Annotated in this window: 14 protein-coding genes; 5 read left to right on the forward strand and 9 right to left on the reverse strand. The window is 37.8% G+C overall.

All coding sequences use genetic code 11. The features are described 5' to 3' along the window. Positions 1-73 precede the first annotated feature (73 nt). Together BABA_RS00320 and BABA_RS00325 are read right to left on the reverse strand one after the other, a co-directional pair. On the reverse strand, positions 74-670 hold the full coding sequence (locus BABA_RS00320; RefSeq protein ID WP_007083109.1) for a VanZ family protein: 597 nt from the start codon (positions 668-670) through the stop codon (positions 74-76). A gap of 234 nt (positions 671-904) precedes the next feature. Further along, the gene (locus BABA_RS00325) at positions 905-1,372 is read right to left on the reverse strand and encodes a GNAT family N-acetyltransferase (RefSeq protein ID WP_007083110.1); all 468 of its coding nucleotides are present in this window, start codon (positions 1,370-1,372) and stop codon (positions 905-907) included. 228 nt (positions 1,373-1,600) lie between these two features. Between BABA_RS00325 and BABA_RS00330 the strand changes: the two genes are divergently transcribed. Next, a complete protein-coding gene (locus BABA_RS00330) occupies positions 1,601-2,071 on the forward strand; it encodes a divergent PAP2 family protein (RefSeq protein ID WP_007083111.1) in 471 nt (156 codons plus the stop codon). Between the two features lie 64 nt (positions 2,072-2,135). Here BABA_RS00330 and BABA_RS27800 read toward each other — a convergent pair whose 3' ends face one another. The 7 genes from BABA_RS27800 to BABA_RS00360 all read right to left on the reverse strand — a co-directional run bounded on the left by BABA_RS27800 (position 2,136) and on the right by BABA_RS00360 (position 8,396). Continuing rightward, positions 2,136-2,294 (reverse strand): hypothetical protein, encoded by a 159-nt coding sequence (locus BABA_RS27800; RefSeq protein WP_157273066.1) that lies wholly within the window; start codon positions 2,292-2,294, stop codon positions 2,136-2,138. Between the two features lies 1 nt (position 2,295). Beyond that, positions 2,296-3,534 carry a Ger(x)C family spore germination protein gene (locus BABA_RS00335; protein ID WP_007083112.1) on the reverse strand — a complete coding sequence of 413 codons (1,239 nt, stop codon included), beginning with the start codon at positions 3,532-3,534 and terminating at the stop codon, positions 2,296-2,298. Next, complete coding sequence (locus BABA_RS00340; protein ID WP_007083113.1) at positions 3,509-4,618, reverse strand: GerAB/ArcD/ProY family transporter; 1,110 nt, start codon at positions 4,616-4,618, stop codon at positions 3,509-3,511. The genes BABA_RS00335 and BABA_RS00340 overlap by 26 nt, the downstream gene beginning before the upstream one ends. A 7-nt stretch (positions 4,619-4,625) precedes the next feature. Further along, a complete protein-coding gene (locus BABA_RS00345) occupies positions 4,626-6,164 on the reverse strand; it encodes a spore germination protein (RefSeq protein ID WP_007083114.1) in 1,539 nt (512 codons plus the stop codon). Between the two features lie 105 nt (positions 6,165-6,269). Then, positions 6,270-7,106 carry an aldo/keto reductase gene (locus BABA_RS00350; RefSeq protein WP_007083115.1) on the reverse strand — a complete coding sequence of 279 codons (837 nt, stop codon included), beginning with the start codon at positions 7,104-7,106 and terminating at the stop codon, positions 6,270-6,272. Positions 7,107-7,197: 91 nt separating this feature from the next. Continuing rightward, positions 7,198-8,040, reverse strand: a complete 843-nt coding sequence (locus tag BABA_RS00355) for a pentapeptide repeat-containing protein (RefSeq protein ID WP_007083116.1) — start codon at positions 8,038-8,040, stop codon at positions 7,198-7,200. 119 nt (positions 8,041-8,159) lie between these two features. Further along, complete coding sequence (locus BABA_RS00360; RefSeq protein ID WP_007083117.1) at positions 8,160-8,396, reverse strand: hypothetical protein; 237 nt, start codon at positions 8,394-8,396, stop codon at positions 8,160-8,162. On the opposite strand from BABA_RS00360, the gene BABA_RS28450 reads away from it, so the two are divergent. The 4 genes from BABA_RS28450 (at position 8,322) to BABA_RS00380 (ending at position 12,283) form a co-directional block, all read left to right on the forward strand. Next, positions 8,322-8,729: a CBO0543 family protein gene (locus BABA_RS28450; RefSeq protein WP_420805969.1), complete on the forward strand. Its 408-nt coding sequence runs from the start codon at positions 8,322-8,324 to the stop codon at positions 8,727-8,729. The genes BABA_RS00360 and BABA_RS28450 overlap by 75 nt on opposite strands. Positions 8,730-8,934: 205 nt before the next feature. Then, positions 8,935-9,828 carry a DMT family transporter gene (locus BABA_RS00365; RefSeq protein WP_007083118.1) on the forward strand — a complete coding sequence of 298 codons (894 nt, stop codon included), beginning with the start codon at positions 8,935-8,937 and terminating at the stop codon, positions 9,826-9,828. Positions 9,829-10,352: 524 nt separating this feature from the next. Next, positions 10,353-10,949, forward strand: coding sequence for a M15 family metallopeptidase (locus BABA_RS00375; RefSeq protein ID WP_007083120.1), 597 nt, complete (start codon positions 10,353-10,355; stop codon positions 10,947-10,949). Between the two features lie 134 nt (positions 10,950-11,083). Continuing rightward, the gene (locus BABA_RS00380) at positions 11,084-12,283 is read left to right on the forward strand and encodes a CynX/NimT family MFS transporter (protein WP_007083121.1); all 1,200 of its coding nucleotides are present in this window, start codon (positions 11,084-11,086) and stop codon (positions 12,281-12,283) included. Positions 12,284-12,354 lie beyond the last annotated feature (71 nt).

The raw sequence follows: 12,354 nt of genomic DNA on the forward strand, positions 1-12,354 counted from the left end.
CTTGGAGTTTTGTCCTTTAGTAATTCCTGCGCATGGTAACGGACTAGTTGGCCTAGTAATTGATCTAATGATGTTAAGAACCTTTGACCTTTACCACTTTATGAATCGCCGGATACAATACATAGCCAATCCATACCCCTAGCAAATTCAAGATTAAATCATCAATATCCATACTGCCGCGCTTTGTAACGTGCTGAGTTATTTCAATTAGCAGAATGATGAAGGCAGGGATAAAAATTAACTGAAGTCTAGATGGTTTCTTGTTTAACAGCAGAGCAGCCACGCCAAACGGGACGAAAAGCAAAACATTTGCCGTTATATTATAAAAAGCAATAAGAAAGCTCCCATTTCCGGTGAGAAACTGCACGATTGTTTTGAATGGGACCCAATTTATTTGACTATAATCTTGGTTTGCCGGGCGGAAAAATAGTAAAACCAACAAGCCGCAACTGTATAAAATCAGGATACTTTTAATGATAGGTTTCGAGATTTGGATGGTTTCTTTTCGCACATAGTAAACCAGGAAAAACCCCAATATTGTTACACACATCCAAACAACGGCCAGAACAACAGGATGGAGATAGGATAAAAGCCGCAGCCAAACCGGTAACAAAGCTATAAATAGAAGCTGGGACAAACCCAATGATAACCAAAGTGAATTATTTTTCATTTTAACGATTAGTTACCCCGCTCCTTAATAGAATAATTTTTAAAATTTAGTTTTCCAAAAGTTAACGAATGAGTAACATCTAATTCATATTTTATTAATAATCTAGCGTTATAGTTAATAGTAGAGGGGATAGCATGCGTGGCTATCATGGTATTTGGCGAAGGTGGAGCCGATACTTGCTTTGAAATGTTTAACTTTTGTCATAAAAATATCATCCAACATCATCATGAGTTACTATAAATAGTAGCTCATGATAATCAACTCACCTTTTTTCCCCATTCTTCGTTCACCTTCATCAACGTATCCGGATTTCTTATATAAGTGTTGGGCTGCTTCATTCTGCAGGTTAACAGCTAAGACAATTTCGTTTATCTCGTCAAAATGTTCCTTCACGAAATCAGGCAATGCGGTAAGGACATTGCTTGCATGTCCTTTTCCTTGATGCCGGGAGTCTGTTGAAAAGGCTCTTAGCAAAATGGCATGTTGATTTTCTGAGTATAGCTTTACTCCCTCTTGTTTATGAAGAACGAAAAATGTAATGAGCGAATCTCCCTCCATAGCTAATACTGGATGCCGATCAGAATCTTCTTGCGCTAATTTTATTTGCTCTCTTGGAGTCCCTGTAAAACGAAGCTGACTTTCGGTTAATGAATATTGTTCTAAGGAGTTATGGAATTTTTCATTGTAAAAATTGAGTTGCATATATGGCTATCTCTCTTTCTATTAAGGCATCTGTTCTTCTATTTTAACTTTTTCGAAAAAAAAGCTCCATTGTTAAAAAGCTAATTTTCCCGATTCCCGAAATTTTCACATAACTCCGTTTAAGAAATCATCTTTTCATGGACTTTCCCTCCATCGTGCCTTAAAATTTTTCATCAATTTGGTTTTTATGTCATACTCTAAGGACAGACAATCATTAGGAGGATCACGATGTTTTTATCTTATCCTATTTTGGCGGCGCTTTTAGGAATGCTATTCGCCCAATTCGTAAAAATCCCCATCCACTTTATAGCCACAGGAGAATTAAAATGGAATCTTATGTTTAGTACGGGCGGCATGCCTAGTTCACATACAGCAACCATTATTTCTTTGACTACAGCAATTGGGTTAACATCAGGATTTCAATCAAACGAGTTTGCCATTTGCGTGGTCGTATCGATGATTGTTATGCATGATGCCACAGGAGTCCGAAGACATGCAGGCTATCATGCCGAAGTGTTAAATTCATTGTTAGCTGATTGGAATCGTTTGATTGAAACCTTAAAAGATCCTAATTTAAAGAAAACAGAATCCAGGGAAAAGCTTAAAGAACTACTAGGACATCAACCGGCGGAGGTTTTTTTCGGAGCAATTACAGGAATCATTATTGGTATTCTTATCTACCAAGTGTATCCATTTTAATACCATAGGAAAAGGCGAACAGTGATGATCCTGCGCGCCTTTTGAAAGTCAGAAAGCACTATTCTTATTTTAAAATTGAAAAGAATGGAAGAACCAGAATAGCCAGAGTAAGAAAAATAACCGCAGCTGCCCCAAATTTTTGTTTCTCCCTCCATAAAGCGACGGCAAAACCAGCGGTATAAATAGCAATACCGATCAACACAATGACAGTGACTATTGTCAACCTATTTCCCCACCTTCTTTGGTTTTTTGCCATAATCCACAATTTCTACTTCCGCATTGACGTAAATGTCTGCCTTAAGGAAGGATTTGTTCCAATTGAATCTTTTAAATTCCTGATTCGTTCCAAAATATTTCCGGGCATTAAGGGACAATGGATATGGTACACCTTTAAATTCTGTCTGTATTTTTTTTAACACCTTCTCATGTTCTATTTTCGTATGGCGGGCTATTGCTTTTTTTAAGATTTCTCGACTTTTTTTCTTTGAAAAATCGATTAAGGACGGGTTTGACATCACTTCAAACTTCAATGGAAGATTGATAAATATCTTTGGTCTGGGATCCTTGAGGTTCATTTTTATCTTATTGTTTTCTGTTTTCATGATTCTGACTGCAATTGATTTTTGTTTTCCGGGAAAGGGGTTAGGTATATCCAGCAAAAAATCATTAATGTTTGTTGTATCATCAAGAGTATTGACGATACTTGTTTCTTGACCGGTCAATTTACCAATCATCACGCCATTCTTAAACAGTGCAGACCCGATAAATTGAGTATCATCAAATTCTCCCGATGCATTCACTTGCCCCGCATAGTACTCATCTTCCCCTTTATATTTTGGATGCTTTTCCCTTACAGCTGTTGTGTTCATGGCTAAAAACAAATCTGTTCCCCTTTCCGTTGTTTTAAAAAAGCGAAAAAGAGTGGAATCGGGGATAAGTCCATTTTCAATTCCATGATCAATCATGTATTGATAATACTTATGTGGTCTTGTTTCCATTTTGGGATGATTTTTCAAAAAATACTCACTTGCCTTTTCTTTCGATACAGCCAAATACGCATTTAAACGAATTTCCTTATCATAGGTAGCACTGTTAATGATAGGATAAAAGGTTGGGTCTTTTGCAAGTTCCTCAGAAACAACAATAATTCTTAAAAGATCATAACTAATAATTCGAGAGATAATCGCATTAGCCGTCACCTTCGCTGCAATAAAATCATTAGCATCAAATGAGATAATCTCCCTCGGCTTTTCCGTTGAACCGCCGCCACCTTGCATACTTCCTACCTCGGGATTAGCAAGTAACATCGTAACTTTGATTTTCCCTTTATGTTTGGAATGATCCAGTCCAATCCCAATTACATAGGACTTATCTTCGAGTTCTTCACGATCCCAACAACCTGTTAAAGGAAAAACAATGATGAAAATCAGCATCATTCTACAAACCGTTTTTGTTATTTGCATGTTTAAATTCTCCTTTTAACAGTGCGGCCAGCCATAAAATGAGCGAAATGGCCGCAAATGAAGGGCCGATTATGGATTGAACCATGGATCTCCACTCAAGCATGACCTCTACAGGTGATTCCGGTATAATCCCAATCAGTAAATAAATGGCTGCAAGTGATGGGATTAAGAATTCAAAGTCCTTTATTTTAAAAATATGACCGAACACCAGAGCATTAATGTACAAAAAGGCGCTGAAGCGAATAAACGCAGATATAATCCAAATAACGAAAAAGATGATTTCAATATTCGGAATATAACTTCCAAGTGAAATATAACGAATGGCCGAATGAAACGGATAACCTATTCCCCCTAAAGATTGGTCAAACAAGCAAAGGAATAAAAGTGTAGCCACACTGATTTGGATACTAACTAAAATAAAAGCAATCCAAGTTCCCTTTCGAAAATCTTTATTTGACTTTAAGTACGGAACGAGCATAGTAAGCAGAAAAAAATCCGCGCAAAGGTTTAGGCTTTGTGTACTTTTCTTTACTATTTCAAGTTTTCCTGGACCCCAAATAGGCAGTATTCCTTGAATATTACTATCTTGTGTGCTTAAACCTAATGCAATAAAAAAGGAGATTATAACCCAAAAAATAACAAGATAGGCAACAGACCCGACATGTTGAATCCCCTTTTTGGCACCATAGGCACAAACGGCCATTAAAACAGAATAAAGAACGTAGACGGGCGTTGTACTAAAATAAAATGCCCTAATGATATCTGTATAGGTTCTCGATTCGAACGACATACCAAACGAAGTAATGATAAAAATAAAAAGACAAACAAAAAAACCAATGTACTTTCCAAGTAATTTTTGAATCAAAAAAATAAGATTTTTCCCCTCAAATAACGACATTGTCTTCAGTAATAAAAAGAGTGGAATAAAAAAGAGTCCTGCCGATAGGATAGGGACCATCCAGGCTGCATTTTGCACCTTATTAAACAAAATCGCCGGAGTATTTTCTGTTGCTTTCAAACTAACCATTAAAATCGCGATGGACACATATTCTCGAATACCAAGTTTTCCAGGCTGCTGATTCATTAGATCGTTATCCCTTTCTTTGTTTGACCATATCCTTTGGTTTTACATAACCGGGTCGAAATCTTACTTTCATGGGAACATGACGAATAATTAAATCCTTTCCTGAGAAGAAATGAGGTGTCATTGGTGCAAAATAAGGTGTGCCAAATGATTTTAATGAAACTAAATAATATAGGCCGACAATACCTAAAGCGGTGACACCATAGATTCCAAGTAATCCTGCTGCAAAAATAAACACAAAGCGAGATAAGCGAATGGCAAAATTCATGCTCGTATCACTGATAATAAAGGAGCTTAAACCGCTTAAAGCAATCACAATGATGACAATAGGGCTTATGATATTGGCTTGAACAGCGGCCTGACCCAAAATTAAGGCACCCACAATCCCGATGGTTGGACCAATCGGGGATGGCACACGGAGTCCGGCTTCGCGAATTAGCTCAAAGGCAATTTCCATCATTAGGATTTCAACTACAGATGGAAAGGGGACTCTTTCCCTAGATCCCGCAATAGCCATTAACAAATCTGGGGGGATCATTCCCACATGATAATTTGTAATTGCAATATAAACGGATGATGCAAAAAGGGAGATAAATAAAGCAAGGAATCGCAACAACCTGATGAAATTACCATATGGTGTCCGCAGATAATGATCCTCCGGTGAATGGAACATGGCCCAAAAGGTAGCAGGCAGGACGAGACAATTGGGAGAATTCGACATTAATAAAATGATGTGCCCTTCTTCAATAAAAGAGGCTGCCCTGTCGGGGCGTTCCGTATTCAATATAGTCGGAAATAGGGATCTTGGCCGCTCCTCCAGATATTGCTCCAATATATTTAATTCAAGAATACTATCTACATTAATCTTATCCAGCCGATCTTTTATCTTTTGAAGCAGTTCATCATTTATCAGATCCTTTTCATAAACAAGGACTATCTCATTTCTAGATCGTTTCGTAATAACATGTACCTCGACAATCAGGTTTTCATTGTGAATTTTTTTACGGAGCAACGCAACATTATCGATTAACTTTTCATTAAACGCCTCTTTTGCCCCTTTGACAATGACTTCATTATCGGATTTTTCAATGCCGCGTCCTTGAATTTTTGTCGTTTCAAATGTATAGCATTGATCATCCCCATCTACAAAGAGCGCAGTGACGCCACAAGTGATGGATTCCGTAATCTTCCCAATATTGGTAGATGTCGTTTGGATAGGGAAGGACACAATATCTCGAATTTTCCCTGTATGCCTCGCGTTTCCAAGCAACGGTTCTAAAATGCCTCTTTGAATCTGTTCTTCATCTGACATCGTACAAAGGTAAATGATAAAGGCACGGCGATTTTGGGAACGGATCGTAAACTCACGTATTCTAACATCCATATTTTTCGGTACAGAAAAAATCGATTTAAAAGTCTCTAAATTTTCATCATACTGTCGACTAATATCTTGTTTCTTTAATTCAATCTCTTTCACATTGGATTTTTCACTAAATTGTGGTTCTGTATTGAATGTTTTCTTAAGTGATTTTAAAATCTTTTTCATTATTCTGAACCACCCCTAATTTATATCTAGTTTTCCAGTATTAGGGGAATTTATGTATATAAAAAGGGTGCGAAACCGTGTTTCGCACCCTTTTTTATTCTACTATTAAAACCCTGTGGTCATCTCATCTGGATTGGATCCAGCGCGGCTATCCTGATTTAAGCCAGAGATTTTTTCCATATCCTCTGCGGACAATTCAAAATCAAACACATCTGCATTTTCAATAATGCGATGTTCCTTGATTGATTTTGGAATGGTAACCACTCCATTTTGAAGATCCCAGCGTAAAATCACTTGAGCGACGGATTTATTATATTTGTGGGCAATGTCGACAAGAACAGGCTCTTCCAAAAGCTTCCCTTGTTTTAAAGGAGACCATGCTTCTAGTTGAATTCCTTCCTTCACACAAAATGCCTGAAGATCTTTTTGTGTTAAATGTGGATGGTACTCCACTTGATTGACCATTGGTTTAATTTCCGCTGAACTAATTAAATCTTCTAAATGATGAACATGGAAGTTACTTACGCCAATCGCGCGAACGCGCCCATCTTTGTATAACTTTTCTAAAGCCTTCCAGGTATCTTTATATTTATCTTTACCTGGCCAATGAATTAAATAAAGATCCAAGTAATCAAGTCCGAGCTTATTAAGGCTGGTTTCGAATGCCTTTAATGTTGTTTCATAACCTTGATCCGAATTCCAAACCTTTGAAGTTACAAACAATTCTTCACGAGCGTTTCCCGATTCACGAATCGCTTGCCCGACACCCTCTTCGTTCCCATAAACCGCTGCGGTATCAATACTTATGTAACCATTACGGATTGCTGCTTTTACGGACTCGACAACCTCTTCCCCTTCTTTAACTTTAAAAACGCCTAAACCTAGCCACGGCATTTTTACACCATTATGTAATGTAGTCGTATCTTTCAAATTAGTTGGCATTATTTATTCCTCCTTTTTATACCTAATTTTAACATACAACTGAAAGGCTTTTCATTTTTCGCATACTAGATGGATGGAGAAATAAAAAACATTATTCAGTTGCTTTTTGCCAATGATCAGGTTTACTTAATGAAGCTGGTAATTTAGTAGCCATATCGCCCTTGGCTGAGTTAATTTGTGCCTGTGTGAGAAAAATACTCCCTGTAAGATTAGCACCACATAAATCAGCATCTCTTAGGTCGGCACCGATTAGGTCAGCCACTCTTAGGTCTGCTTCTCTAAGGTCAGCTGCAATCAGTAAGGCTCCTCGTAAGTTAGCACCTCTTAGGTTAGCACCTTTTAATTTTGCACCTACTAGGTCAATTCCACGGTTTATTTTTTTATTAGGCGGCACTTTCGCACGAACTAGTTCACTAGTTCGTATAAGTAGCTGATTGATCATTGCTCTATGGGCAGGTACATTTAGTTCCATAATAGATTTTGCACCTAAATAAGTTAGTTTTTCTGTTTCATCTAAAGCTTTCTGCAAGTCATGGTAAATAGGTTGAGTATCTTCTAAATTAAGAGCTTCATTTAAATAATAAAGCATTTCATGAAGCTGCTGCATGATCGGTAATACATCAAACATTTCCTTAGCCGACTCTGGATAATCCCGCCAATTATTTCCATCAAAGGTGACTTGTGATACCTTTTGCCCTGCACCAAAGCATTCATATACAGTGCAGCCACGAAATCCTTTATTTCTCAGATTGCTGTGAATCTCACAACGATAATCTCCTCGCAAGTTGGAACAAGGAGTCCCACTATCTTTATCAAGTGGAAAATCGGCAGACTTGGCATAAGGCAACGCTACACAGCATAGTCCAAAACAATTCTCGCAATCTGCACTGTAACGTTTAAAAGTATTGTCGTTTTTTGTTATTTGGTTTGACAAGCCTTACACTTCCTTTCGAAAAAGATTACCTTTTCTTATCAATATAATACAGATTTTAATTTTTTTAAATTATTATTATCTTACCGTTTTGAATAAAATATGGAAAAATAATAAATGATTTACAGCACATTGAGGAATACTAACATCATTCTCCCAAAAAGGTGGATCTTATGTTTCTTATTACAATTGGCTTTATCTCCATCCTTTGCGCCTGGAAATGGGGAGATTGGAAAAATTGGCGCCAGTATCTCAGCACCATCCAATATTTTATAATCGGTGACATGCTTTACAACTTGTTCACGCAGGATTTTCCGTTGTGGAACTATCCCAGTCCGCCAAACCTGCTGCCGAACCATTTGTTTAATAACCTCTTTATTATGTTCATTATCTATCCAAGTACGCTGCTCATTTTTTTGTTTCGTTTTCCTAAACGAAACTTCTTTAAGCAGCTACTATATATTTTGTTTTGGATTTTTCTTTGGGCAGTTTTCGAATATTTTATGGTTCGCCTTGGACTTTGCGTTTATCATCACGGCTGGACATATGGTTGGTCTATTTTATTTGCAAGCATAATGGTTCTTATGCTTTTGCTTCATTATAGATACCCTTTGTGGGCGTATATTTTATCAGTACCTATTACAGTCTTTTTCCTTTTCTGGTTTCATGTGCCGATTTTTACTATTAGATGATCATCATCGCAGCGAGATTCCTTCACCATTTCTTTATTTCACTTATGAAGGACATTTCCCACTTCTTTTCCCAACAAAATGTTCTTCATAACCCCAATGAAGGACATTTCCGCTGCATTTCCTAACAAAATGTCCTTCATACGATTTTTTAGCAGTTGAGAATTTACTCACTTTGTGATTGGATTAAGAATAAGGGGGAATCAACATGAACGGGAAAATGAGACTCATCATAACTATGCTCATTTTTGGGAGCATCGGCGTTTTTGTAAAAAGAATCGATTTGACTTCAAGTGAAATTGCATTCTTAAGAGGAGTAATCGGAAGTCTGTTCCTGCTTCTTGCTAGTTTCCTAGTGAAGCATAAGCCATCATTTAAAGCTATAAAGAAGAATGCAGTTCTTCTTCTGTTATCGGGTGCGGCGATTGGCCTAAATTGGATCTTCCTCTTTGAGTCTTATCGGTATACGACGATCTCCAACGCTACCATTAGCTATTATTTTGCACCAATCTTTGTCATGATGTTGGCACCGTGGGTTCTGAAAGAAAAATTGACGAGTAGGAAGGTTGTTTGTATTATCACAGCCATGGTTGGTCTATATCTAATCGTGAATCCTAGTGGAGCCGGCGGCGCAGGCGGCTCGGAACAACATGCACTGGGTATTTTCTACGGTCTTTTAGCGGCAGCATTCTATGCAAGTATTGTGTTAATGAACAAATTTATCAAAAATTTATCCGGCTTTGAAACTACGTTAGTGCAATTGATGGTAGCTGCTTTGGTCTTGTTTCCCTACATATGGTGGCAAGGTAATCTTGACTTTGCAGGTTTGAACTCAAAGTCTATTATTTTTATTCTGATCCTTGGCATTGTACATACAGGGTTTGCTTATTTTTTATATTTTACTTCAATCCAAGAACTAAAAGGACAAACAGTGGCTGCTCTAAGCTATATCGACCCGATTTCCGCCGTGATTATTGCGGCGATTTTCTTAAGTGAAGGCATGACAATGATTCAAATGATTGGTGGTGTTTTAGTTTTGGGTGCAACTTTTTTAAGTGAGTTACCCATCGTGAAAAAAGCGCAGTCTCCTACGACCTTTTAAAAATTTACTTTTTTAACACCTTTCCTTAACATCTTCTTCATCATTTCTTAATATCCTCAATTTACAATGGTAATGGTTGAACCATTACTTTTGAAAGAAGGGATATAGATGTTTTTGAAAAAATTGTCTGAAAGAAAACTTGTTACCATTGACTATGATAAAAATGGCATTTCACAAACCATAAAAGGGCGTGTCTATTGTCTTAATTTGCGTGAACAAATCCTTTCATTGAAAGATGAACAACAAAATTCCTTCACCGTCCGTTTATCGAGAATTAGAAAAGTTTATTAACCTTCAAATTCCTCGTTTCAATGAGAGCAATTTCATGCCCTTTTCTGCCAAGTTCTAATGAACAAATTACCCGAAACAATGCCTCCTCCTCTGTATATCCCTTAATCATGAGTTCGTTAACATGTTCTTTCAGTTCGATCCATAATATGGTATATAATAATATGAAACAATTAGCCTATTTTTTTCGTCTTAGATAATGAAGAAATTTTTGAAAGCGAAAGGAATATGCAGACTTGAAACGAAAACGGATAGGAAGTTCCATTTATTTATTTCTCCTTGTGTTGACCGCTATCCTATTCTTTATATTTTTTGATAAGGAATCCACTCCTTTTACGGACTCAAAAATAAATCATTCTGATTCTTACCCAACTGAACTTCATCCGATTGTGAAAGAACGGAGCAATCAATTGATTCAACAATCTGCGAAAAAGGGAATTGTGATTGTCATTACGGATGGTTTCCGAAGTGCCGAAGATCAGAACCGACTTTATGAAAAAGGACGGACAGCAGACGGAACGATTGTCACTTATGCAAAAGGAGGAGAATCTTACCACAATTTTGGGCTTGCCATTGATTTTGCGCTAAAAACTCCTTCAGGAGATGTCATTTGGGATAGGCAGTATGATGGAAATAAAAACGGGAAAGCGGATTGGGCCGAGGTCGTTGAAATGGCAAAGGTTCTAGGATTTCAATGGGGCGGGGATTGGACCCAATTTAAAGATTATCCCCATTTAGAGATGAATTTTGGCTTGACCATTGCTGAGTTACAAAATGGAGATCGACCTGCAGGGTCATCCATGACAGCGGATACCACGAAAGACGGACAGTAATAGTGACTGTTCGTCTTTTTTTTGGCAAAAATACTTTAGACGCTTTTCCCTTTAAATATAACTCCATTTGGCTCTAGCTTAGTTCACTATGTTATACTTTTAGAAAGTTTGTTCGTGAGAGAGGAGTTCATTTAGTGCCATTACAAAAATCCAATGCTAAAACACGATCGACCTATATATTTTTACTCGTTATTGGGATTGTGCTTGTCGCCTTTAATTTACGCCCCGCGATTACATCAGTAGGTCCGTTAATTGGAATGATTCAAGAAAATGTGGGGCTGGCCCATTGGAGTGCAGGCTTATTAATGAGTTTGCCACTACTTGTTTTTGCCACTATGTCACCCATTGTTCCAAAACTCGCCAACCGGTTAACAAATGAAATGACTTTACTACTGGGGCTAATCTCTCTTTTAATCGGTATAGGTATTCGATCCATCCCGATGACGTTTTTTCTTTTCATGGGGACTCTTTTGGTTGGCGCGGGTATTGCCATCGGAAATGTTCTTTTACCCGCTGTTGTTAAGGATAAATTCCCACATAAATTTGGTTTAATGACCAGCGTTTATTCCACTTCCATGGGTTTGATTGCCTCATTAGCATCAGGGATTAGCGTTCCGTTAGCAGATGGCTTAAATCTTGGATGGCAGGGGGCTCTGATCGTCTGGGGAATACCGGTAGTTGCGGCTATTTTCGTTTGGGCTTTTCTTCTCAAAATGAATCAAGGAAGTCAAAAAGGAATAAAACGAGTTAGTTCTGCCTCGACGATAATCTGGCGTTCACCCCTCGCTTGGCAAATTGCCATCTTTATGGGATTTCAATCCTTTTTGTTTTATGTAACGATTTCTTGGTTGCCTGAAATCTTACATAGTCGTGGAATGAGTATGGGGACAGCTGGCTGGATGCTTTCATTTACCCAATTAGTAGGATTACCTGCTAGTTTTTTTATCCCTGTCATCGCCGGACGATTTCGTTCCCAAGTATGGATTGCACTCTTGTTAAGTTTGTGTTCTATTTTTGGTTATGGTGGATTACTATTAGGTTCATCCTATCCCGTTTTAATCGCCAGCATTACTTTAATTGGGATTGGGTTGGGGGGATTGTTTCCACTCGCTTTGAGCTATATAGGTCTTCGTGCTCGGAATGCCAATCAGGCTGTGGAGTTATCAGGAATGGCACAATCCACTGGTTATATTCTAGCCGCAATAGGCCCTTTGTTTATTGGATATTTATATGATAAAACCCACATATGGACAGTTCCATTGACCACATTAATCGTGATTTCTTTAATAGTGATGGTTTTTGGGATGCTGTCTGGTCGTAATCGATTTGTTTAATAATTAATCAAGGCGAACAGCATCGAACTGTTCGTCTTTTTTCTTGGTTACTCGTGAATTTTGGCTGGTTA

The sequence above is a fragment of the Neobacillus bataviensis LMG 21833 genome (assembly GCF_000307875.1).
Lineage (GTDB): Bacteria > Bacillota > Bacilli > Bacillales > Cytobacillaceae > Neobacillus > Neobacillus bataviensis.

Excerpts from the sequence above, each read along its gene's own strand:
- BABA_RS00320 (WP_007083109.1), bottom strand. The coding sequence starts at position 670 with ATGAAAAATAATTCACTTTGGTTATCATTGGGTTTGTCCCAGCTTCTA.
- BABA_RS00325 (WP_007083110.1), bottom strand. The coding sequence starts at position 1,372 with ATGCAACTCAATTTTTACAATGAAAAATTCCATAACTCCTTAGAACAA.
- BABA_RS00330 (WP_007083111.1), top strand. The coding sequence starts at position 1,601 with ATGTTTTTATCTTATCCTATTTTGGCGGCGCTTTTAGGAATGCTATTC.
- BABA_RS00335 (WP_007083112.1), bottom strand. The coding sequence starts at position 3,534 with ATGCAAATAACAAAAACGGTTTGTAGAATGATGCTGATTTTCATCATT.
- BABA_RS00340 (WP_007083113.1), bottom strand. The coding sequence starts at position 4,618 with ATGAATCAGCAGCCTGGAAAACTTGGTATTCGAGAATATGTGTCCATC.
- BABA_RS00345 (WP_007083114.1), bottom strand. The coding sequence starts at position 6,164 with ATGAAAAAGATTTTAAAATCACTTAAGAAAACATTCAATACAGAACCA.
- BABA_RS00350 (WP_007083115.1), bottom strand. The coding sequence starts at position 7,106 with ATGCCAACTAATTTGAAAGATACGACTACATTACATAATGGTGTAAAA.
- BABA_RS28450 (WP_420805969.1), top strand. The coding sequence starts at position 8,322 with ATGCTTTACAACTTGTTCACGCAGGATTTTCCGTTGTGGAACTATCCC.
- BABA_RS00360 (WP_007083117.1), bottom strand. The coding sequence starts at position 8,396 with ATGGTTCGGCAGCAGGTTTGGCGGACTGGGATAGTTCCACAACGGAAA.
- BABA_RS00365 (WP_007083118.1), top strand. The coding sequence starts at position 8,935 with ATGAACGGGAAAATGAGACTCATCATAACTATGCTCATTTTTGGGAGC.